Genomic DNA, 24,023 nt, shown 5'->3' with positions numbered 1-24,023 from the left:
GCCCTCATAATCATTCTGAGAACAGCTCTATTTACTAAAATTTTAATCATCTGCAACATTTCTATTATTATAAGAATAAACATTATATGTCTGCCATATTTGTTCTAAATTGCCAAAAATATCAGATATATTTTCCTTCTCTCGCATTCCTACTGCAATAATTAGTGCATTTATTACTGACATAGGTGCAACTAAAGAATCTACAAATGATGCCATATTACTTTGTGCAATTAATGTGTGATCAGCTTTAGACGCAAGAGGTGATAGTAAACTATCCGTGAGCGCAACCACTTTAGCTCCTCTATCTTGTGAAAATTCTAATGCATCAATAGTTTTAGCTGCATATCGAGGAAAACCAATTCCTATAACTAAATCTCCATCTCCTACATTTATCATTTGTTCAAATACATCTGAAATTCCATAACTTACAATTTTAACATTTTGCAGTATTATATTTAGATAAAACCCTAAAAACTCCGCAAGAGCAGTAGAACTTCTAAGACCAATTATGTATATTCTATTTGCCTCAAAAATCCCCTTTACTACGTCTTCAAACGTGTTTTGATTAATTTTTTCAAGAGTTGCACGTATATTTTCCATATCAGCTTTTAGTACACCTTTTAATGCATCTCCATCAGAAAAATAATCATTTCTAAGCTCTAATCTCTGTACAGTTGTTAGCTTATTCTTTATAAGTTCTTGTAATGCTTTTTGCAATTTAGGATATCCTGAAAAGCCAAGCTCAATCGCAAATCTTACAACTGTTGATTCAGAAACTCCAACAGATATTCCTAGTTTGGCTGCCGTCATAAATGCTGCTTTATCATAATTTTTTAATATGTACTCAGCTATTAATTTCTGACCTTTACTTAGCCTTATAAATTTTCCCTGAATTAATCTCATTAAATCTTTACTATTTTCATTATTTACTTCATCCATCTTTTGCCTTCCTGTTACAACATTGAATAATATTATCTTAATTCTATCATCTTATTTCTAAATATTCAACAAATAACTTGTTTTTCACAGAGCATATTAAAAATTTGCAATATTTTATCAAGCTACTTTCATTACGTATTATATTTTAAAATCAATATCTTACTTTAATTTATTAATGATGTACAATCAAATCTCCTTTATCTGTCATTATGATTAGTTATTTTCTATAAACTATTAATATAATCTAGTTCTTCTTTGTTTAACTTTCTATATTCCCCTCTTTTTAAATATCCTAGTTTTATTTCCCCTATAGATATTCTTTTTAAAGATAATACATCATGGTGTATAGCAGCACACATTTTTCTTATTTGTCTGTTCTTTCCCTCATGAATACCAATCTCAATAGTCGAAACGCCTTTATCATAACTAATAACTTTAAGCTCAGCTGGAGCAGTAATATACCCTCCAATATCTATACCTATTTCAAACTTCATCTTATCTTTATCAGTTATCTCTCCCTTAACTACCGCCACATACCTTTTTATTATTTCTACCCTTGGATGGATTATTTTATTGTAAATTTCCCCATCATTTGTTAATAACAATAATCCTGAGCTATCATAATCTAATCTGCCAATTGGATATATTCTCTCATTCACCTTAACTATATCCAAAATAGTATCTCTGCCTTTTTCGTCTTTAACCGAGCTAATATATCCCTCAGGCTTATTGAGCATTATATAAACTTTATCTTCTTTCTTTTTTATTTCCTTTCCATCATATTCTATCATATCTTTTAATGGATCTACTTTTATTCCTACTTCATTAACTATAACCCCATTTACTTTAACTTTTCCTGAAATTATTAATTCCTCACATTTTCTTCTTGAAGCTACTCCACAATTTGCGAGATATTTCTGCAATCTTTCTTCCATAATTTAAATCACTCCATTTAGCATATAAATACATTTATACTTTTACATTTTAGATTATATCTTTTTCACTTATATAATACAACTTTCTAATTATTTTTATTTGAATAGTAAAGTAATAGAAACGCTGTCACCAGCGTTTCTATTATCTAATTATAAGGCTACTTTTAAATTGTACTCCTTATGATTAATCAAATTACCAGAGAAATCCTCCGCAACCTGCTCCGCCACCAAGGAATAAAATTAATAAAATCCAAAGCCAGCTTCCGCAGCCACCAAAGCCGCCTCCGCAACCCAAGCCGCCTCCAAAGCCGCCGCCGTAGCCTCCAAATCCACCACCGTAGCCACCGTATCCTCCGCAGCCGCCGCCGCATCCGCAAACGTTACAGCAACTAGGTTTACAAGAGCAACAAGAATTACATTTACAGCAGCAACAATCATTAGAATGTTTAGACATGTTGATCATCTCCTATTCTTTTGTTAATATATTCTATTCGATACATATATTTTTTGTTCTTTATGATTTAAATAAAATATGAGAACCATATACAAGTATCATTACTTCATATGGTTCTCACTAAATTAAAATCTATAAATATTTTGTTTATCAAAAATTATTTTTAGCACCTAAACTATATTTTTTAATATTCTTTTTATTACTTTATAGGCTATAAATCCAATTAAAATCATGCATATTATATCTAATCCAAGACCCTTGATTAAGTCTGATCCTATTAATACCATAGAATTTCCATTCTTTCGCTGCAAACTATGAATAAAACTTTCAGTTAAAAACAATGATGCAAATGATCCAGCTGCTGTTGATACTAATATTGCTAAAATCTTTTCGTTATTTTGTGATGAAAATATCTTATTAGCGTTCTCTAGTTTATACTTATTTTGAACTACACTGTAAACAATAATCATAATTATAATAACAAATAAAATAATTACCGTCTCACTCCATAAATTTCTGATTATTATATCTTTAACGCTAATTCTATCAAATACAATCTCAAAAAAGCCTCTTCCTAATTTATTTTTATAATCTACACCTCTTATTTTATCTAACAAACTATAATCCTTATTAACTCCAAAATATTCAAATATAGAAATAAATTTAGCTATTATTATCGAAATAGATATAGGTATTATTGAAATCATGCTAATAAATCCTATTACTGAATTAGAAAACATTAAATCTATTATTAACATAAACATTATACCAATAATTCCAAGTAAAATTATTTTTGAAGTTTCTATAATAACTATATTCCAATATCCTTCAACAACGGATATAAATTCAGCATTACCGAAATATGATACTATTGCAATATAAACATAAGTCATTACAAAAAGTATTAATGTAATTAAAAGACATATAAATTCATTATATCTAATCTGCTTTTTTGTATATGGTCCACTACATAAGAACATTTCAGTATTTCTCTTATTAATTCCCTTTGCTATAAAATATATAGCCACAAATATAATTGCTAGCATGAAATATTCGTTCCAAGAATTTGTATAGTAGTAGTTATCAAAATTGTTTGCAAGTTGATTTCTAACATTACTTAAATTGCTCTTTATAATTTCATATGCTACAGCTCCCCATACTAATAATCCTATAGAGATGGCTGCCTTAGCAGAATTGAACCATGCATATAGCAATCCTTTATTTAAATATTTTTTCATCATTATCCTCCTTATCAACTTTATAGATAAAGATATCTTCTAAGCTTAAATCTATTTCTTCAATAAATAACGGTTTAAATTTTTCTAAGCTTTTTATAAATTCCCCGTCATATTCATCAGTTATTATGGTAAAGACTCTGCCAACTCTACTAATTTTAAATATTCCCTTAAGTTTTAAATCTTCTTCGTAAACAGGCTCATCAAAAGCCACTTGTATCTTTTTTATCTTATTCTTCATATTTTCCACAGAATTTTCATATGTAACTACGCCTTTATCTAAAATAGCCACATCATCACAAATCCTCTCAAGTTCATTTAAATGATGAGAACTTATTATTATAGTTATACCATTTTCAAAAACTTCATCTGCAAATATCTTTAATAATTTATTCTTTAGTATTGCATCTAGTCCTGATGTTGGCTCATCCAATATTAAATATTCAGCATGAATAGAAAAAGCTAGCATTATGGAAAGTCTCATTTTCATCCCTTTGGACAATTGGAATATATACTTATTAGTTTGAATTTTAAAAATTTTATTTAATTCATTAAATTTCTTTTCATCAAAATTTTTATATGAATATTTATAATACTTCAGTATTTCGCTAACTTTAAAATTTGTTTGCATGATATTCTCATCCGCTACATAGCCAATTTTATTTTTAACGTCTATATTATCATAAACATCTTGTCCATCATAAAATACATTTCCTGATGTCCCTTTATAAATTCCTGTTAAGCATCTTAAAAGTGTAGTTTTTCCCACACCATTTGGTCCTATAATTCCAAATATTTTATTTTTATCTATTCTAATATCTATATTTTTCAAAATTTGTTTTCCATCAATCTCAAAGGATAGATTATTTACTTCTATCATTATCATCCACCCCTAACTCGGAAAATATTTGAAGTGCCAACCTTATAAATTCTTCCTTACTAACGCCCCCATAACTTGCCTCAAGTATAATTTTTTTTAATTCATTTGAAATGTGCTCCATTTTTTTATGATCCCCCTTACCTTCATAATTAGATGTTATAAAAGTTCCTTTTCCCCTTAAAGTTTCAATTATACCTTCTCTTTCAAGTTCACCATAGGCTTTGCTTATTGTATTGGGGTTTATCATAAGTATTGATGCCAACTCTCTAACTGATGGTAATTTCTCTCCCATCTTTAAAGCTCCTTTTAGAATAAGTTCCTTTATCCCAAGTTCTATTTGTTCATAGATAGGAGTACTACTCCTAGGATCGATTCTAAGCATTGTCATTACCTTCTACATAAGAATGATACATAATATAATCAATTACTAAACCTTCCCCCTCATCTACGAGGACTAAGTTAACTTTTAGCTTTTGTGATCTATCATCTTTTTCTTTTAGAGAGCTGTAATTATATGCATCAACAATTAAGCTTACTGGTTCTTCTCTTGTTATCGGACGTCTTTTAGAAAAATTATTTCGGAATCCATCATATTCACTTAGCATCTCACTTTTATCCTTTTCATTAAGATCACATACTTTTTCTATGTTTACCTTCGAAAAATTAAACTCGAAATTAGTTAACCTTTTTCGTTCTGAAAAACATTCCTTAAATTCATTTGTTTCAGTTAACTTTCCGGTATCATCAATTGCTTTTAACGGTTTATCATTTAGTTGATCTAGAACCTCATTCACAGTTTCGAAATGCTTCTGTTTCTGATACATTTTATTATTATCCATCCCAAGAAAAGCAGTAACTATAATGACAATTCCAAACATAATAATTATCGTTGATTTTTTCATAAACTTCCCTCCTAATTGTATTAAGTGTACTAGCTCATATAGTACACTTGAATTATAAAACTCATTTCTTGCTTTTTCAATTAATAATTGTTTAACATTTCTTAATTTTTCCTTAATATACATAATGTAACCGAAAATATTAATAATAAAAATAACTAGAGATTTTAACCCCTAGTTATTTTTACTATGTACAAACAATTTTCTAAATATCTTTTTTCTTCTCTCCATTAGCATAGATTAATAATGCTGCTACAGCAAAAACTACAGGTCCCGCAATCATAGCAAATGTCGATTTGTAATCCCCATGGATTGCCGGCTCGATAATTGTAAAGAAATTTGCGAATCCAACCACTGCCGTAACTATAACTCCTATAAATATAGCAAATGATTTACTTTTCAATATTATAAAAGGCTTCTCTATATTATCTTTTTTTCTAAATGATATATACGCACTTGATAAAAATAAATATGGTATAGTCATTGCGACATTAGTCATTAATACTAACATTGTGAAAAATAATTTTGCACTGCTTCCTCCCATAGAAACAAATAGCACCATAACTGCTACTATAATAGTTTGAATGAACATTGCATTTATTGGCATCTCGTTTTCATCAATAACAGCCATCTTTCCTGGCCAAAGCTTTGCTGGCGTTCCTTCTATTAACTGTTTAAGCGGAGAATATGATAGTGTAAAAAACGCTCCTGTTAATGCCAAAAACATTGATAATCCAACAAACCTAGCTACCCAATTTCCAACTTGTATAGATACCAAATTACTTAACCCCATTGAGCTGCCCAAAGTATATCCTAAATTATTCATAACAACATATGCAACGTTTGCCATATTGATGTTTTCACCTGAAAGAGTGCCTGCCCAGTTTGTAAATATTCCAATCAAGAAAATTCCAAGAGAATAACCAACAGAAATTATAGCTGCTGCCATTAAAATCCCCTTAGGAAATGTCTTCTCTGGATTTTCAGTTTGATCAACAAGTCCACTCACAGCTTCGATACCACCATATGCAAATAAAGCAAAGACTAGGAATGATAAAACTGAACTAACATTCTGATAAGCTGGATTTGGTGAATTAACAAAAGAAATTGTAGATGTAATTTCCTCTCTAAATTGTCCCTTATTTAATATAGATATTATAATTGCCCCTATTATCAAAACTATGTTTAGAAGTGCTACCGCTATTCCTCCAACTGATGTAATCTTAGTTATTTTGCTTATCCCTCTTTTTGATATAAGATATGTTGCAGATACCCATATAACACCAAGTACCCCTAAAACCTGAGTTGAATTCAATCCAAGTATTCCCCAATTTGATGTAGTATCTATTCCAAATATTGTATTTGATAATGGAATCCAAATAGTAGAACATATATTTATCATCCATACTACATAAGAAGAATACCACATGAAAACTCCTACAAAGGCAAACTTAGGGCCCACAGACTTCTCCATCCATGAGTATATACCACCTTTTTCATCTTTAAATGCAGATCCATATTCTGCCATCATGAATGCAAATGGTATAAAATATGTTATCCCTCCTAATATAAACCAAGGAATTGCACCATAACCCATAAGATAAAAAGATCTTGGCATATTAGCAAATCCGAAAACTGATGTAAAGATCATCAGAATTAGTGTAATTAATGTTAATTTCTTTTGTTTATTATTTTCTGCCATTTTTGTTACTCCTTAATTTTAAATACTTAACATATTCAAATAGAATGAATAGTATTTTTATTTATTATTTGCAATTTTGATGTACTTTTATGCTATATTTAAATATTTAAATACATTATAAATTCTTAAAGAATAAAAAAACTAATTAACCACACTCTATTTATACTAGAGTGTGGTTAATAGCTATGACGACTCATATTTGTTTATGCAATAATATATGCAAATAAAATATCTTAATTTATCGTTAATTTCTATCTGGTACATTAGATGGATCGTCAATTAGAGTAGTAAAAAAATAATCGTGATCATGCCCATCATTGAATGATGTTTGCCCTTGAACTATATGAATATGCTTATTTCGTGAAATATAAATCGCTGGACCAGTTGTAATGCAAACTCTATGATTATGATCATTAAATGTGTCTGTGACTTCTTCGATTCTATGAACATGAGATAGTCCAACCCTTATTGCTGGGCCAGTAGTACCAGCAATACGATGATTGTGTTCTTCACAATTCTCATCTTCTTCATAATTTGTGCTTGATAGAAATTCATGATTATGATCCCTATACCTATAATAATTATCACCAAGTTGGTTTCCTCTATAATGACGACCATAAGCAATATCGCAATTATTATTGTTGCTCATATCTAATTCCTCCTCAGTTTTTATATACTATATGTTATGTACAATCATATGATTGGTGTTAAAAAGGCAAACTTATTTCATCTATCTTTCTAATTAACTAAAGTTTAATTAACGTCAACTTATAGAATAAATTTTCGTAACTTATTTAAATTAATGCTTAATGTACGTTTCTTTGTAAAAATAAAAGACATGATTTTAAATACCATGTCTTTTAAATCTTTATAACTTCCTCTTAATTGTAATAATTATTATAATAATTTTTGGCTAAAAACATTATCTAAATTTACTTTTTGTATTCTTTTTGTAATTTCATCTACATCTATTGTATACAGACCTAATTCTTTCATCCTATTAAAATATACTGAACCTGCGAAAGTATATCTATCTTTTCTTCCTTCTCTAGTACTCGCCTTTTCATTCGCGTAAGTTATCATATCTCCGATTGCTATAGATGAAGGAAGTATCAAAAGCGGCATTCCCATAGCCAATCTTACCGCATTGTGTCCAGCTAAAGCACCAGTACACATTGCTTCTGTATGACCAACAAATAATCCACTTTTCTCACCTGCACAGAACAAATTATCTACGCCAATTACCTTTAAGTCATTAGTTCTTGGTGCAACTGATAAATACCTAATTGAGTTTCCTTTACTTCCTGCGTATGGATCAACATATTTAGCATTTTCTAATCCTTTTATTTTCCTTAGTTTGTATAACGGATAGTAAGTTGTCATTAGCTTTGCATGTCCCGTATCCAAGAGTATGATATTCTCAGCAAATTCTTTGAGCGCATATTGTTGGCATACTTTTGTACTTAATTTATCATAATTTATATCTTCCTTAGGAACTTTTAAAACTACAACACCTTTAGAATCTAACTCATTTCTTATTTCATCTGACAAACTTTCTTTAGCCAATTTACAAGAACCAGAGAACGCCCCTAAGATATCATCTCCTCTTTCTCCTTGAATATCGGAAACTCCACATCTTTCACTAATACTAATTCTAGGCCCAAAAGCAGGACATCTTAAAACACACATTGAGCAGCCATTTCCATAACGCAAGCAATTTCCCATAGGCCCGGTAGTTCCTGTTGTCTCTATAAATACGTCACCTTCTATATAAGTTCCATCGCTAAGATAAGCACCTTTTATTTTTTGTCCATCAAAATTTATGTCATTAACTCTGCTCTCCATCATTAGATTTATATCTAATGATTTCAAATATTTGCTAACAACTCCCTCTATTAAATTAACATTATAAAGTGTAGCATGTTTATGTCCTGGAAAATCTATATTTTTATGAGTTGAAATTTCATCTGTGATCTTAATCAGATCTCCTCCGCCAAGAGCTATTAATTCTTCTGCAGCAGTATATCTACCATTATTACGCATTATTCCACCTACATTACCAAGTCCAAGTAACAAATCTGTCTTTTCGATTATAGTAACATCTGCTCCAGCTTTTTTACTCGAAATTGCTGCCGCGCATCCAGACCAACCTCCGCCAACAATAATAACCTTCATATAAATCTTCTCCCTTCAAAAATACTTCTCGGGTCAGCCTGTTCTTTGCAGAATCTTTTTACTCTGTGACCTGAAAATCTTGATGTACATGCTCCACAAATTCCTTCACCGCAGCACATCTTAAAATTATTACAACATGAAAGTGAGACATCATTTCTATTAATGTCGCTTAAATAATTAATAACACCATAAGTCAAGATATCGGCTCCTGCTACATGAATATAATTAGTTCCATTTTTAAGCGAATCCTTAATCAATACTTTTGCATGATCTGAGAGCTTGCCCTTATCCAGTAGTGAACACTCTGATACCTCTATTTTATATTCAGATAAAATTTCTTCAGAAAAATTTTCCTCAAATGGATCTTTATCGATTATTATTTGTATATCATTATTTTGTGAAATTAACTTTCTTACTACAGGTATCATAGGAGCTAATCCAATACCTCTTGCAAGTACTAATGCTTTATTATTCTTTTGGGCCAATATATTTTTAATTCCAAAAACACCATTCCAGTAAGGTCCACGTATTACTATGTTCCCGCCTGTTTTAATATCTAATAATTTAGCAGTTTTAACTCCTCTAATTTCAACAGCGACCATGATAATGTCACTTTCTATATCTGAATTCATTATAGATATCGGAACATCGAAATAAGTATTTCCATCAGTTCTTATAAATATATAACTTCCAGGCTTCACCAAATCTATAACTAATTTATGAGGAGCTTTAAATTTAATTATCACTAATTCATCATTATAATTTAGTACCTCTGTCACATTACATTCAAAAGTTTTACGCCCTTCTTTTGCTTTATTTCCATTATTATGGAGTTCTTGATATATACAAACCCCCTTCCAATTCAAACAATCACAAAAAACTTCTCCTTGGCATTGGGAACATGTCAAACACTGCCCATACTCTGCAAGTTTACATGGACAATACTCCGTTCCCGCATCTATACAATCAATAGCTTCTTTTACCATTTTTTCTCCTTTAGATAAAATTGCTTCTAATATAAATTATTTTAAAATATCTAATTTGACACAAATATAATTGTTTAAAATTATTTATTTTCCAATATTCTAATCTATACCTTATACTCTAATGATTTATTTTTGATTTTCTAAATATTTTATTTAATAAAAAAAGTAGATAGTAATAAAAAACTATCTACTATTGCTTACTAAACCAATTCTTTAACTGTATGATTCCCAAATGCTACTTTCTCTAATACATAATTATATATTTTTTCTGTCACATTCCATCTATCTGGACAATTTAAAACTACAATTATCACATCTTTGCCATTATTATTAATTGATGAAACTAAACACTTACCAGCTTGGCCTGTATATCCTGTTTTAACACCATTAGCTCCTGGAATTCTCCACAATATTTTATTTATGTTATTATAATCTCTTGTAAAATTATACTTTTCTTTTGAGATTTGTTTACTTCCTACTACTTCTCTAAATAGATCATAATCCATGCCCTTAGCAGTAAGTATCGCTAAATCATATGCTGAAGAATAGTGTTTACTACTATCCAATCCATGAGGAGACTCAAAATGTGAATCTAATATTCCTATGCCCCTAGCATAATGATTCATTATTTCCGCAAATCCTTCTATTGATCCCCCTAATTCCTCGGCAATAGCTATTGCCGCATCATTTCCCGACTTAAACATTAATCCAAAAACTAACTCCCTCAAAGTAATTTCTTCGTTTTCTTTATATCCAACTGTAGACCCTCTTATACTAGCTGCTTTTTTACTTATTACTACTTTTTTATCTAGATTACCTTGTTCAATAGCTATTAAAGAAGTAAGTATCTTTGTTGTACTTGCCATTGGAACTATTTCATAAGCATTTTGTTCAAATAAAACTGCATGACTTTCCTTATCCAATGCAATCGCAGATCTAGCATTTACCCTTAAATTATTACCTTTACCTTTGGCATTTGCATCTATACATATTATTTGAGTACATATAAGAATTAGTGCTATCAATGAAGTGCATTTACTAGTACCTTTTCGCATAATTAATCACCTTCTAAACTTACTATTTGGTTCTAGTTTACCTTTAAAATTAATTTTTAAACCTAATTTTGATAATTTTCTAGGTTTATTTTTTTATTATTAGTCAATAATTATGGAGTAGATGTAGTTTGGAGGAATTTTATGAAATTATTTTATGTCTTTTTAGTGGTCTTATTAATATTTTTTATTCCTATTCCCATTAAATTTAGTATTTACTATTCTACCGTAGATTATTATATAAAATTATATGGATTTAATCTTATCTCTAAAAATAAGAAAAGAATAACACGTATAAAAAAACTCAAAAATTCACCTTTAATTAAAAGTAAGCATAAATTTTTTTCAAAAATTAATAGTAAAATAAATTTCAAGCATCTGATTTCTACTTTAAATAATTTAAAATATAAGCCACTGTTAAAAATAAATTTATCTATGGAATACTCACTAAACGATGCTGCGAGAACTGCAATTTTCTATGGAGTCATATATAATACAACATCATTAACTTACATTCTCCTTAATTACCTTTTTAATATAAAGAAATTTAATTTTAAAATAACTCCTGTATTTGATGATAATTTTTTACTAAAAATTGAAACTTCAAGTATAATTTTCTTATCACTTGCAAACATTATATATATAATAATTAATTTATTAAAAAATAACGATAAACAAGGGAGGTGACCCCTTAATAAAGGGGATTTATTATGTCAAGTGAACAACATGTAGAAAACTTAATGAAAAGTACCATGGAAAATCTTAAGGATATGATTGATGTAAACACAGTAATAGGGAAAGCCATAGAAACAAAAGATGGAGCTTATATCGTTCCTGTTTCAAGATTAAGCTTTGGATTTGCTTCTGGTGGAAGTGAATGTCTAAATTTAAAGCAAAATATCACAAGCACAACATTTCCTTTTGGAGGCGGCTCCGGAGCAGGGGTTTCTGTTAAACCTGTAGCATTCCTAGTTGTTAAACAAGATGGTGTTAGAATGCTACCTGTAGATCAAGATACTACATATGATAGAATTGTGGATACAGTTCCTCAAATCTTAGATATTGCAAAAAGTTTAGTAAAAGATATATGTGGAAAGAATAAAAAATCTGCTACTGTCAATACTACTACTGTTGATAATAATTCCGAAGAATGTTATTGCAGTGATAGCGATAATATTTAAATTGCTCCTAATTTTTAATTCAAGAGAGAAATAGTTATTTAATAATACACTATTTCTCTCTTAAATTTAATAAAATAAATATAAAATATCTAAAAATAGATCTTATTGTTTTTCAAAATTTCAAGTATTAATATATTTATAAATTCCGATGATATATCCTTAAATTTTATTCCTGTCCATGATCTTCCTGAACATCTTCTTGCCCAAATAAATCTAGAGAAGGAAGTTCTTTTAAATCTTTCAATTCAAATTGTCTTAAAAATTCATCTGTTGTTCCATATAAGATTGGTCTACCAGGCACTTCTAGTCTGCCAACCTCTTTTATAAGATCTTTTTCTAAAAGCCTTTGGAGAGCACTCTCTGATTTAACTCCTCTAATTTCATCAATATCAATTCTTGTTATAGGCTGCTTATAAGCAATTATGGCTAAACTCTCTATAGATGCTTGTGATAAAGATTGTCTTTTGTTTTTCTTCAAAAGCTTCTGTATATAATCAGAGTTTTCAGCTTTCGTAACTAACTGGTAACTTCCTTTAATACATATTATTTTTATTCCTCTATTATCATTTTCATATTCTTCCATCATTTCATGTATGATAATTTCAATAAGTTTATTTTTTTCTTCAAGATGGTTAACCAAATCCTGCAAACTTAATGGTTCACCACTAGCAAATAGTAAAGATTCTATTGCTGATTTTAAAGAATTTTTTTTCTTGTCATCTATAAATGGAATTTGAATCCCTTTATCATTACTCATCATCTGTTCTCCTTTCAATCAATATATTGCTAAAATTTTCGCTTTGATATACTTTGATCATCCTCTGTTTAATCATCTCTAGCAATGCCAAAAATGTCACAACACACTCTAATTTGCATTCACAATTTTCGATAATCTTGTGAAAGCTGCTTACCTTCTCTGTTTTTAACTTGTCCATAATATATTCTAACTTATCTTCTATTTTATATTTATCCACATATATTTTTTTCTGAATTATGTTATTTCTATTTTGCTTATTATTATATATCTCAAGTAAATTATTATATATATTAAACAATTCTATAAGACTTATATTTTTTAATAAATCTTTTTTATCAGTATCATCTCTTTTTTCTTCTATTACCTCTGGTTTCTTTCCATATATCTCGCCAGCACTAGTATATCTGTCTTTTAAAAATACTGAAACCCCTTTTATTTTCTTATAAAGAATAAGTTTTTCTAAAAGCTTTTTCTCATCATCTTCTTCATCATCTTCTTGTTTTTTAAGCTTCGGCAACAAATTCTTAGATTTAATTTCTATTAAGGTAGCCGCTACTACAATAAACTCAGAAGTTATTTCTAAATCCATCTTTTTCATTTCATTAATATAATTCAGATACTGATTAGTTATTTCATATATTTTTACATTATATATACTCATTTGATTCTTTCTTATTAAATGCAATAGAAGATCAAACGGGCCTTCAAAATCATTAATTTTAATCTTTGGAAGTTCCATATATATCTTTTTTACCTCCATTATGAATTATACTTAAATTATAACTTTAAATCTAAATAATAAGTACTATAATATATAATAACAAGTTATAACATCTAAAACAAGAATCATTAATATATATGTTGCAATTCACAATTACGGCTAAAATTCTTGCAATATTTTTAGAATTATAATGAAGAATTATTTTTGCAATATATATATTTTGAATAACAAATTTACATTTGAAATTTTCTTAAGTTAAATGTTTCACTTAAGAACAATATATAAGAGCTAATTAAAAATATGTATATTATAAAAATATAAAACAAGCATAGCTAAATAAATTTAATTAAATTTATTGTTTAGCTATGCTTGAATTATTTCTTATTTATAGTTTTACAAGAAAAATATAAAATTCATAATGTTTTTTATCGGGCTATACACCTTTTTCGAATAAGTTTTTAATATTATATTTTATATTGTCAATTATATTGCCTTTCTTGACATCTCTATCGCAATATATATCTACCTCTCCTACTTTTTCGCTACCCAAATAAACTTCACATTTTCCAACTATATCTCCTGCTTTGTATTCTTTTCTTAGCTCATCTATAACAATTTTTTTCTCTAAATCCTTATTGTCTCCCTTAGGAATTATAACATTTAAGTCATCTTTAGCCATTGCCATAAAGAACTTATCTGTTTGTTCATCCATATATACTTTATCTATTTCTTCATCTTTAGATACAAGCTTTTTCCCTTCATACTTTGAAAATCCATAATTAAGTAAAACACCCGCATCACGATTTCTTATTTTATAAGTTGGGGCTCCCATTATTACAGATAGCATTCTTACTCCATTTCTTGTTGCTGTAGCGCTAATGCAGTATTTAGCTTCATCCGTAAATCCAGTTTTTAATCCATCACAACCTTCAAAAAATCTAACTAATTTATTGTGGTTTACTAGTTCTATTGGAGATTTTCTTCCTTCTGATATATTATCCATATAAGTTCCTGTGTATTTTAAAACCTTTGGATGTTTCAATAACTCTTTTGACATTATTGCTATATCTTTTGCAGTAGACATATGTCCATCTGCTGGCAATCCATTACAATTTTTGAATGTCGTATTAACCATTCCAAGTTCTTGCGCTCTTTTGTTCATCATATTAACAAATTCTTGCTCTGTACCTCCAAGATATTCTGCAAGTGCAACGGCTGCATCATTTCCAGAAGCTATCGCTACACCTTTCAAAAGTTCTTCAACAGTTCTTATTTCTCCAGTGTCTAAAAGCATTGTACTTCCGCCCATTTTCTTAGCATTTTCACTACAAGTTACTTTATCATCTAATTTAATTTTTCCGCTATCTACGCCCTCCATTGTTATCAACATAGTCATAATTTTTGTTACAGATGCTGGTGCAAATTTTTCATCTGCATTCTTTTCATAAAGTATTTTACCGCTCATTGGTTCCATTAATAAAGCTGATCTTGCTTCAATATTAGTTCCATCTGATTTTACTTTTTCATCCGTATCTACAGCTTTGGCTAAGTTAATTGGTAAAAGTAATAAAGTAAAAATAAATATCAAAGTAAAAGATATAATTCTTTTTGCATTATTTTTCATAGTTACTGCCTCCTTTCAAAATTAGTGTTACCATAAGAAGAAATAATATAACAAGTAATTCTATTTTTCTTAACAATATGACAATATTTTTAACTTATGCATAACTACCGAAATAAAGGGTATAAATATATTTAATAAAAAACTTCTAGTAACTTTAAGCTACTAGAAGTTTTTTACTATTTATCAAATTTTATATCACCTAATAATGCAGCAAAAGGATTATCGTTAAATTCTTCTGCTTCTTTCTTCATTTTCTTCATATAATTATTCACTTCTCTTTTATCAATCTTTCCATTTTTCTCAAATCTCTTCTTAAATTGAGAGGCTTTTTCTCTAAAATTGCAGTTACTGCCAGGGCATACGTATATTGCTCCCTCACCATTTCCTCTTAGTTCCAATTTCTTCTTGCACTCTGGACATCTAGCATTTGTCACTCTAGCTACACTTTCCCTATATCCACATTCTCTATCTTGGCAGACATTCATTACTCCATTTTTACCTTTAACCTCTAATAGATACTTGCCACAATTAGGACACTTCTTTCCAGTTTTATTATCATGAACAAACTTATTATTTGTACCTTTAACATCTTCCACTAAAGCAACTGAATAGTTTTTCATTTCTTTTATAAATGAATGATCATCTCTTTTTCCTTTTGATATTTCATCTAATTGGCTTTCCCATTTAGCCGTTAAAAGTGGTGATTTTAAATCCTTTGGCACAAGTTCCATTAGTTGCTTTCCTTTTGACGTAGGAATTATTTCCTTGCCCTTTTTTTCTATAACAAATGAATTAAATAATTTTTCAATAATATCTGCTCTTGTAGCAACTGTACCAAGCCCACCTGTTTCACCTAAAGTTTTAGCAGCTTCCTTGGAAACATTAATATATTTATGAGGACTTTCCATTGCTGATAAAAGGGTAGCTTCTGTAAACCTAGCTGGTGGTTTTGTTTCACCTTTCTTTATATTAACACTCTCTACTCTAATACTGTCCCCAATAGACACTGTAGGAAGAACTTGCTCTTTTATTTCTTCTTCATCACTATCTTCTTCTAATCTATCATAAAGCTTTTTCCATCCTTTAGCTTTAATAACTTTTCCTTTAGCTACAAGCTTTTCCCCCTGAACCTCTGCCTCTATTGTAGTTTGAATATATTCAAAGGGTGGAAGCATAACGCTTAAAAATCTTTTAACCACTAAATCATAAATTTTTCTTTCTTCAGATGATAAAAGTGCTAAATTAGGCTTTTGTTCTGTTGGAATAATAGCATGGTGATCACTTACTTTTGAATTATCTACGAAACTCTTATTGCCAATTATTTTTCCTTTAAGTAGTTCTTCTGCTACAATTCTATATTCTCCAATAGAAATTGCTTTTAATCTATCAGGAATAGTAGCCACAATATCAGTAGTAATATATCTTGAATCTGTTCTTGGATAAGTTAATATTTTATAATTTTCATAAAGCCTCTGCATTATGTTTAATGTCTGTTTTGCAGAATATCCCCATATTTTATTTGCATCTCTTTGAAGTTCTGTTAAATCATAAAGAGCTGGAGAAAACTTTTTCTTATTGGCTTCATTTATATTTACTATTTTCCCCTCTGAATTTTTTAGTTTTGAAGCTACCTTATTAGCAAATTCTTCATCAAATATTCTCGAATTATTGTCCTTATTTACCCATGCTAAGTTAAATCCCCTAGTTTTTCCTTCCAAAGTATAATAAGTTTTTGGTTTAAAATTTCTTATTTCATCTTCTCTTAACACAATCATAGATAATGTTGGAGATTGAACTCTTCCTGCTGATAATTGTGCATTATATTTACATGTCAAAGCTCTTGTCACATTAAGTCCTACAAGCCAATCAGCTTCTGCTCTACATACTGCTGCTTTATAAAGATTTTCATAAGCTGCACCTGGTTTTAAATTTCTAAATCCATCTAAGATTGCTTTTTCTGTTTGAGATGAGATCCATAATCTTTTAAGCGGCTTTTTCACCCCTGATTTCTCCAAAATCCACCTAGCAACTAATTCACCTTCTCTTCCAGCATCTGTAGCAATTACAATATCGCTAACATCATTTCTCAATAATTGTTTTTTTACCTCATTATATTGTCTACCTGTTTTTTTTAACACCGTAAGTTTCATATGTTTAGGAAGCATTGGGAGTGTTTCCATTTTCCACTCTTTATATTTATTATCATATCCTTCAGGATCCATAAGCCCAACTAAATGCCCCATTGCCCAAGTCACTATATATTTACTACCTTCTATATATGAACCTTTATTTTGGTTACACTTAAGAACTTTTGCCAAATCTCTCCCCACTGATGGTTTTTCTGCTAATACTAATGTTTTACTCATTTTTTCTCCTTGTCGATAAAAAATTCAATAATAAAAATTTATTTCTTATAATTGTTTATTTTCTATACTTAATTTTATTTTAGTAAAATATATATTTCTCAAATTAATCATATTTATTTTACAAATTTTAAGACGTCTTATCGTTTATTTAATTATTCTAGTATATGATTATCAGTATGATTTTTAATTACTTTACCATTATACAACGTTTTTCTTGATAATCCTATTATTTTGAATCAACTATTCTCAGCTTAATCATTTTTAAAATCACTAATTCTTTACACCCACCATTATTTTTTAATAATTAACTTGAATTTATAATTACCCCTACTATTATATATGCTTAATGACCATTTTTCACTGTACTATTATCATATAAATATAAATCATATCTAGCAAGTCTACTAATACTACCATAACCTTTATTAAATAATTAGTTAATTATTTAACTAATTATTTGTTTTAAAATAAAAACTCAATTCTATTCACACATATTTATGTATATATTTAAATATACTAACTTAATTTTATTATAAATTTATATAATAATAACTTTAATGTTCATTAATAAAGGAGGTTTTTATGGGAACTCAAAGATGGATTGCCAATGTAGATAATATAAATTATACTATAGAATATTCTAAAAATTTTTTAAGAAAGACTCTACTAGTAAATAACATTCCTGTAAAACTTCAAAGCTCTAAAACTTTTGGAGTTACACGCGAGACTACATTTAAACTAGGAAGTAAAACCGCTATTCTGGTAAGTATAGATAATAACTGCGATATTGCTATTAATGGTACATACTTAGATTCAGGAGAAAAATATGTCCAAGTAAAATACATGCCTGGCTGGAATTTTATATTTTTAGGCTTAATTTTACTTATCTTTATACTCTCTTACAATAGTATATGCTCTGCACTTTTTACTTTAGCAGGTTTTTATTTTCTTATAAGAGTAAGTATAGAGGCATCTTTAAATACAAGGCAGAGACTTCTAATTTGCTCATTTATAACATTCTCCATGCATTTGTTTTTTTGGGGTGTTTTATTTGTATTAATTTCTATTTTGTAATATTTTCTTGCAAAAGGATTATAAAATAAAATATTATTTTTTATAATATCTATACTAAATTTACCACAATTAATTTTTCTTAATGTAGACATACTATATATATAATAAATTAAAGGAGATGATTTTGTGGACAATAATAATAATAAAGATTATTCAGAAAGTAATTTTTTAAGAAATGGTAACAAAACTCAAAATCAATATGCGAAAAGTAGTTACAATACAACAATAAAAAAACCTGGAAGAAATGAAAGTGGTATTGAAGCTGAAAAAAGAGGATTTTAATTTCCGAGCCAAATTAACATATTAATAATAAATTTCCCCTAAAAATCTATTATGCTTTTTAATCTAAAATAGAAGAAGTTTCATATAGTTAAATCCTTACAACTATAAGAAACTTCTTTTATTCAATAAGTACTTGAAAATATATAATTCTAATTTAAATCATTTATAAACATTATACTCATCTAATAATCCTAAGATTCTTTTTACCGCATGCTTTGCATCTTTAGGTAATCTTTCCATAGCTTGTTCCCTTTGACTTTCATCACTAATTTGAGCTATTTGAATAACTCTTTGCTGAAGTCCTGGCACCTTGTTTAATTCAGATACAGCTTTATTAAATTTATTAGCAAAGTCAGGATCTTGTTGCATTCTTTGTTGAACATTCATGATTAATTGATAAGGATTCATTAATTTTTCCTCCCATAAAACCTTCTTTCTTCATAATATATATTATTCTGAAATACTTTAAATGTTCATGAGAAATTTTTAAATAAAATATTTATAAAAACTTAATCTTAATTTTATTAGTTTTTTTCATATATAAGCTACTCCAATTGACTTTAATTTGTTCGTTATTCTACGATATTTTTCATTATTAATAATTCCTATGCTATTGCTGGGGATGATAACATTAAGTCCAATCTTAACCGCACTTCTTGCAGTCTTAAAAATACATTCATTATTATCAACTCCAACCAACTCTATTTTACTCACTTCATTCTTTTTCATGAATTTCACTAAATTACTATTTCTAAAAGCACTTGCAAATTGTTTTTCAAAATAATTTTGCGATACTATCTTAATCCTCTTATCCAATTTGGCCCCTTTAGTTCCTACAAGACCGTATCCAAAAAACTTCTTATAAAAAAAATTATTAGGAAGTACACTAGCAATATAAATTACTATATCTTTATTTCTCTGATAAAATATAATTTTCTTATTTATATTATTAATAAGATTATCTACATCTTCAAAATTAAATCTCTCTTTATTACGCTGTTCACCAATAAAATCTTCTTGAGCATCAATAATTAAAAGTGCTTTTTTCATCTATCTCCTCATCTTCCACATAAATCATATTATATTTTCAAAATCTCTTATGTAAATTCTAAACCTCACTTTATTTTATTATTATCTTAAGTATTTAATTACTTATTTAAGTATAAATAATAGCGACAATAAAAATAATAATTTCTATTTACTCTTTAGAATTCTAGATAAATATAACAAGAGGCTTCATATAAATGAAGCCTCACTATGTCCTTATTACTTAATTGTATAGTGGATGTTTATCGCATAAAGTTTCTATTCTAGTTTTAAGAGCTGATAAATCTCCATCTCTATTCTCTATTGCCTCTGATATAACCGCTGCAATTTCAGCCATATCATCCTTTACAAAACCTCTAGTTGTTATCGCTGCTGTACCAATTCTGATTCCTGAAGTTACAAATGGACTTCTTGTTTCATTAGGTACTGTGTTTTTATTAACAGTTATTCCAACGGAATCTAATAAAGCCTCCGCTTCTTTTCCTGTTATGTCTTTGTTATTTAAATCAACTAAGAATACATGGTTATCTGTTCCACCTGATACAATTTTAAAACCTCTAGCTATTAATTGTTCTGCAAGTTCTTTACAGTTTTCAACTACATTTTCTCCATATGTTTTAAAACTTGGATCTAATGCTTCTTTAAAACACACAGCCTTAGCAGCTATAATATGCTCTAAAGGACCTCCTTGTATTCCTGGAAATATGTTTTTATTTAATACTTGAGCATATTTCTCTTTACAAAGTATTAACCCACCTCTTGGACCTCTTAAAGTCTTATGAGTTGTTGTTGTTACAAAATCAGAATATGGCACTGGTGATGGATGAACACCTGCAGCAACAAGTCCTGCGATATGAGCCATATCTACCATTAGTAATGCACCAACTTCATCAGCTATTTCTCTAAACTTTGGAAAGTCTAAAATTCTTGCATATGCGCTTGCACCAGCAACTATAAGCTTTGGTTTATGTTCAATAGCAAGCTTTCTTACATTTTCATAGTCAATCATCTCAGTTTCTTTATCAACTCCATAAGATACAAAGTTAAACAATTTTCCTGAAAAGTTAACTGGAGAACCATGAGTTAAATGCCCACCATGGCTTAAATCCATACCCAATACAGTATCTCCTGGTTCTAATACTGCAAAATATACAGCCATATTAGCTTGTGAACCTGAATGAGGTTGAACATTAGCATGCTCTGCTCCAAATAATTCCTTAGCTCTATCAATTGCAATTTGTTCTATTTCATCTACAACGTGACATCCTCCATAATATCTCTTATTCGGATATCCCTCAGCATATTTATTAGTTAAATAAGAGCCCATAGTTTCCATAACAGCCGGACTTACAATATTTTCTGAAGCTATTAATTCTATTCCTTTTTGTTGTCTAACTAGCTCTTTCTCAATTAAATCATAAATTTCTTTATCTTCTCTTTGTATATTTTCAAAATTCATCTTAATAAATCACCCCAATATATTTTTGTTCCCTAACGGGCACGAGAAACCACTTTAACATAGTATAAAATATGTACAAGAGTTTCACTTATATTCAAATTATATGTTTTCTTACTAAAATTATCAACTATTTTTTATATTTTTATATTGCCTTTAGTAGAATTTGTTATATTTTATATTATCTTATAGATTCAGTCTACTATATTAATATGCTTAACTTCCAATGATTTTATCCTCTGATAACATATAATCTTTCATTATTAAATATTATATAACTTACTCCTATAAGAATTATTTATTATGTGCTATAATTCATTTGTTATAAAAAATATATTGGAGAAAAAATTATGGACTTAAATAAATTACTCAAAGTATCTACATTGGCTGGAAAAATAATGCTAGAAAGTGGTGCCGAAACTTATAGAGTCGAAGAAACCATTAGTAGAATATGTACTGCCTTTGGTGCTCATACAGTTGATAGTTTTGTAATACCGACAGGGATAATTGTAACAGTCACTTATTATGATGAGGTTGCTACCCTTGTTCAAAGAATTATTTCTAGGGGTGTTGATTTACATAAAGTAGATTTAGTCAATGATCTTTCTAGAAAAATACAAACAGAAACTATTGATATAAATGAATTTAATAAAGAACTTACAAACATATCGAATAGCCATAGGTACTCTAACTTAACCACTTTATTGTGGTCTGCTCTTAGCGCAGGATGCTTTAGTATTATGTTTGGTGGAAATCTTAAAGACTTTATTTCTGCAAGCATAATTGGTGCAGTAATAAAAATCATTGTTGTTATATGCCAAAAATTAAATATAAACGAATTTTTCACTAATTCCTTAAGTGGAGGATTGTGTGCATTTTTAGCTATAGCATTCATGAAATTAAATTTATCTAATAATTTAGATAAAACTATTATAGGTTCTATTATGCTTCTTGTTCCTGGGCTGACAATTACTAATGCAATTAGAGATACTATAGCTGGTGACTTTTTATCTGGTATAACAAAAGCCTCTGAAGCATTTTTAGTTGCGGTTTCTATAGCTGTTGGCACTGGTGCAGTTTTAAGCCTATTTATAAATAACTTAGGTTAATTCTAATCCAAATAATAAGCTAATAGAATATATTTCATTTTTATTATAATATTTAGGAGGTTTTATGCTAACACAAATTGCAGTCTCATTTTTAGCATCCTTAGGCTTTGGAATAATTTTTAATATAAAAGGAAAGAATTTAATATTTGCATCTATAGGTGGTGCTATAAGTTGGTTTTCTTATCTTTATTTAAAAGAAAATTATATAGGTGATATCTTATCATTGTTTATATCCTCAATACTATTTAGCATATATTCAGAAATTTGTGCAAGGCTTTTAAAAACACCTGTAACAACTTTGGTAATTTGTGCACTTATTCCACTAGTTCCTGGTTCTGGAATGTACTATACAATGTACGAAACAATAAGTGGCAATATAAGCCGTGCAGTAGAATTAGGGTTAAATACATTAGCTAGTGCTGGAACATTAGCATTAGGGGTAATATTTGTATCTACTATAACAAAACAGGTAACAAATTTAAAAAAAGTTAAAGAAAAATTACTAGAAAAATAAATTAACTGGATTATTTTTCTAGTAATTTTTTAATCTCTTTTATTTCTTCTCTTAAATCATTTAATGATAATTCCAAATGGTTTATCTTACTATCCATGTCCTCTTCTGAATTTTTCTTCTTAATATCATTTGTTGATTTATTAGGTTTATTTTTGCTTGAGTTAGTATTTTGCGAACTACTACAAAACGGATTACTTACATTATAACTTTTAGGATTAAAGTATCTTCCTGGTCCTCCTTGGAAATATTGCTGCTGGGCATTATATGTCTCTATTACTTGGCCAACTAATTGCAGCCAATTTCCTAATGCATTTTGAACATTGAACGGAAGCCTTCCTGATAATATATTTCCCAATATCTCTCCTATAAGAATAAATAGCTGTGGATCTACATCTTGAAATCCGTTTGGAATATCTCTACATTCTGAATTTTCAAACTCATCCTCTGTTTTATCTCCATTGTCATTTTTACCACAACTACTATATCCACAAGCTCTCGCTAGATTCTCAAAATCATTCCATCCCTTAAACTCCATAGTTTCCTCTAAATTGTAATTACTTTTTATCATTATATTATTTATTTTTAGCAATGTTCCTATAATACCAACAGCAAGTTATTTCTACTTACTTCATTTA

General features: G+C 28.8%; 26 protein-coding genes. 6 read left to right on the top strand and 20 right to left on the bottom strand.

Going from position 1 to position 24,023, the window contains the following annotated elements; genetic code table 11:
* Positions 1-42: 42 nt before the first annotated feature.
* The 12 genes from L3B96_RS15780 to L3B96_RS15725 form a co-directional block, all read right to left on the bottom strand.
* Entirely contained in the window at positions 43-939 is an 897-nt protein-coding gene (locus L3B96_RS15780) for a MurR/RpiR family transcriptional regulator (protein ID WP_012058122.1), read from the bottom strand.
* Between the two features lie 224 nt (positions 940-1,163).
* Positions 1,164-1,874: a pseudouridine synthase gene (locus tag L3B96_RS15775; protein ID WP_012058121.1), complete on the bottom strand. Its 711-nt coding sequence runs from the start codon at positions 1,872-1,874 to the stop codon at positions 1,164-1,166.
* A gap of 193 nt (positions 1,875-2,067) precedes the next feature.
* Complete coding sequence (locus tag L3B96_RS15770) at positions 2,068-2,328, bottom strand: ground-like protein (RefSeq protein WP_077723653.1); 261 nt, start codon at positions 2,326-2,328, stop codon at positions 2,068-2,070.
* 170 nt (positions 2,329-2,498) lie between these two features.
* Positions 2,499-3,566 carry a hypothetical protein gene (locus tag L3B96_RS15765; RefSeq protein ID WP_077829530.1) on the bottom strand — a complete coding sequence of 356 codons (1,068 nt, stop codon included), beginning with the start codon at positions 3,564-3,566 and terminating at the stop codon, positions 2,499-2,501.
* Positions 3,547-4,443, bottom strand: coding sequence for an ABC transporter ATP-binding protein (locus L3B96_RS15760; protein WP_039771850.1), 897 nt, complete (start codon positions 4,441-4,443; stop codon positions 3,547-3,549). Before L3B96_RS15760 ends, L3B96_RS15765 begins: the two co-directional genes overlap by 20 nt.
* A complete protein-coding gene (locus L3B96_RS15755; protein WP_011969208.1) occupies positions 4,427-4,825 on the bottom strand; it encodes a GntR family transcriptional regulator in 399 nt (132 codons plus the stop codon). Before L3B96_RS15755 ends, L3B96_RS15760 begins: the two co-directional genes overlap by 17 nt.
* Complete coding sequence (locus tag L3B96_RS15750; RefSeq protein WP_039771849.1) at positions 4,818-5,345, bottom strand: hypothetical protein; 528 nt, start codon at positions 5,343-5,345, stop codon at positions 4,818-4,820. The genes L3B96_RS15755 and L3B96_RS15750 overlap by 8 nt, the downstream gene beginning before the upstream one ends.
* A gap of 202 nt (positions 5,346-5,547) precedes the next feature.
* The gene (yjeM, locus tag L3B96_RS15745; protein WP_077829528.1) at positions 5,548-7,044 is read right to left on the bottom strand and encodes a glutamate/gamma-aminobutyrate family transporter YjeM; all 1,497 of its coding nucleotides are present in this window, start codon (positions 7,042-7,044) and stop codon (positions 5,548-5,550) included.
* Positions 7,045-7,288: 244 nt separating this feature from the next.
* The gene (locus L3B96_RS15740; protein WP_011969205.1) at positions 7,289-7,693 is read right to left on the bottom strand and encodes a YmaF family protein; all 405 of its coding nucleotides are present in this window, start codon (positions 7,691-7,693) and stop codon (positions 7,289-7,291) included.
* A gap of 248 nt (positions 7,694-7,941) precedes the next feature.
* A complete protein-coding gene (locus L3B96_RS15735) occupies positions 7,942-9,219 on the bottom strand; it encodes an FAD-dependent oxidoreductase (protein WP_011969204.1) in 1,278 nt (425 codons plus the stop codon).
* On the bottom strand, positions 9,216-10,205 hold the full coding sequence (locus tag L3B96_RS15730) for a sulfide/dihydroorotate dehydrogenase-like FAD/NAD-binding protein (protein WP_023975056.1): 990 nt from the start codon (positions 10,203-10,205) through the stop codon (positions 9,216-9,218). Before L3B96_RS15730 ends, L3B96_RS15735 begins: the two co-directional genes overlap by 4 nt.
* Positions 10,206-10,405: 200 nt before the next feature.
* A complete protein-coding gene (locus L3B96_RS15725) occupies positions 10,406-11,260 on the bottom strand; it encodes a D-alanyl-D-alanine carboxypeptidase family protein (RefSeq protein ID WP_017209626.1) in 855 nt (284 codons plus the stop codon).
* A 141-nt stretch (positions 11,261-11,401) separates the two neighbouring features.
* Between L3B96_RS15725 and L3B96_RS15720 the strand changes: the two genes are divergently transcribed.
* Together L3B96_RS15720 and ytfJ are read left to right on the top strand one after the other, a co-directional pair.
* A complete protein-coding gene (locus L3B96_RS15720; RefSeq protein ID WP_023975058.1) occupies positions 11,402-11,944 on the top strand; it encodes a DUF2953 domain-containing protein in 543 nt (180 codons plus the stop codon).
* Between the two features lie 23 nt (positions 11,945-11,967).
* Positions 11,968-12,438 carry a GerW family sporulation protein gene (gene ytfJ / locus L3B96_RS15715; RefSeq protein WP_011969200.1) on the top strand — a complete coding sequence of 157 codons (471 nt, stop codon included), beginning with the start codon at positions 11,968-11,970 and terminating at the stop codon, positions 12,436-12,438.
* A gap of 166 nt (positions 12,439-12,604) precedes the next feature.
* On the opposite strand, the gene scpB is transcribed toward ytfJ, so the two are convergent.
* From scpB to L3B96_RS15695, 4 genes are all read right to left on the bottom strand, one after another.
* Complete coding sequence (scpB, locus tag L3B96_RS15710; protein WP_026015690.1) at positions 12,605-13,195, bottom strand: SMC-Scp complex subunit ScpB; 591 nt, start codon at positions 13,193-13,195, stop codon at positions 12,605-12,607.
* Positions 13,188-13,934: a segregation/condensation protein A gene (locus tag L3B96_RS15705; protein ID WP_038457416.1), complete on the bottom strand. Its 747-nt coding sequence runs from the start codon at positions 13,932-13,934 to the stop codon at positions 13,188-13,190. The genes scpB and L3B96_RS15705 overlap by 8 nt, the downstream gene beginning before the upstream one ends.
* Before the next feature lie 415 nt (positions 13,935-14,349).
* Complete coding sequence (locus L3B96_RS15700) at positions 14,350-15,540, bottom strand: D-alanyl-D-alanine carboxypeptidase family protein (protein WP_017209630.1); 1,191 nt, start codon at positions 15,538-15,540, stop codon at positions 14,350-14,352.
* A 176-nt stretch (positions 15,541-15,716) separates the two neighbouring features.
* Positions 15,717-17,906 (bottom strand): DNA topoisomerase III, encoded by a 2,190-nt coding sequence (locus L3B96_RS15695; RefSeq protein WP_023975063.1) that lies wholly within the window; start codon positions 17,904-17,906, stop codon positions 15,717-15,719.
* Between the two features lie 582 nt (positions 17,907-18,488).
* Between L3B96_RS15695 and L3B96_RS15690 the strand changes: the two genes are divergently transcribed.
* The gene (locus L3B96_RS15690; protein WP_238948034.1) at positions 18,489-18,980 is read left to right on the top strand and encodes a hypothetical protein; all 492 of its coding nucleotides are present in this window, start codon (positions 18,489-18,491) and stop codon (positions 18,978-18,980) included.
* Between the two features lie 126 nt (positions 18,981-19,106).
* The gene (locus L3B96_RS15685; RefSeq protein WP_011969194.1) at positions 19,107-19,262 is read left to right on the top strand and encodes a hypothetical protein; all 156 of its coding nucleotides are present in this window, start codon (positions 19,107-19,109) and stop codon (positions 19,260-19,262) included.
* 159 nt (positions 19,263-19,421) lie between these two features.
* Here L3B96_RS15685 and L3B96_RS15680 read toward each other — a convergent pair whose 3' ends face one another.
* The 3 genes from L3B96_RS15680 to glyA all read right to left on the bottom strand — a co-directional run bounded on the left by L3B96_RS15680 (position 19,422) and on the right by glyA (position 21,768).
* Positions 19,422-19,670 carry a hypothetical protein gene (locus L3B96_RS15680; protein ID WP_065417994.1) on the bottom strand — a complete coding sequence of 83 codons (249 nt, stop codon included), beginning with the start codon at positions 19,668-19,670 and terminating at the stop codon, positions 19,422-19,424.
* A 126-nt stretch (positions 19,671-19,796) separates the two neighbouring features.
* Positions 19,797-20,312 (bottom strand): isochorismatase family cysteine hydrolase, encoded by a 516-nt coding sequence (locus L3B96_RS15675; RefSeq protein WP_011969192.1) that lies wholly within the window; start codon positions 20,310-20,312, stop codon positions 19,797-19,799.
* Positions 20,313-20,532: 220 nt separating this feature from the next.
* A complete protein-coding gene (gene glyA / locus L3B96_RS15670; RefSeq protein WP_238948033.1) occupies positions 20,533-21,768 on the bottom strand; it encodes a serine hydroxymethyltransferase in 1,236 nt (411 codons plus the stop codon).
* A gap of 347 nt (positions 21,769-22,115) precedes the next feature.
* Here glyA and L3B96_RS15665 point away from each other — a divergent pair, with 347 nt between their 5' ends.
* Positions 22,116-22,874, top strand: a complete 759-nt coding sequence (locus L3B96_RS15665) for a threonine/serine exporter family protein (RefSeq protein ID WP_238948032.1) — start codon at positions 22,116-22,118, stop codon at positions 22,872-22,874.
* Between the two features lie 64 nt (positions 22,875-22,938).
* Entirely contained in the window at positions 22,939-23,388 is a 450-nt protein-coding gene (locus tag L3B96_RS15660) for a threonine/serine exporter family protein (protein WP_011969189.1), read from the top strand.
* Between the two features lie 10 nt (positions 23,389-23,398).
* Here the strand turns inward: L3B96_RS15660 and L3B96_RS15655 are convergent, their stop codons facing one another.
* Complete coding sequence (locus L3B96_RS15655; protein ID WP_017209637.1) at positions 23,399-23,956, bottom strand: hypothetical protein; 558 nt, start codon at positions 23,954-23,956, stop codon at positions 23,399-23,401.
* Positions 23,957-24,023: the final 67 nt, after the last annotated feature.

The sequence above is a fragment of the Clostridium sp. YIM B02569 genome, assembly GCF_022320765.1.
Classification (GTDB): Bacteria; Bacillota; Clostridia; order Clostridiales; family Clostridiaceae; genus Clostridium; species Clostridium beijerinckii.
This window is presented reverse-complemented; position numbering and strand designations above follow the sequence as displayed.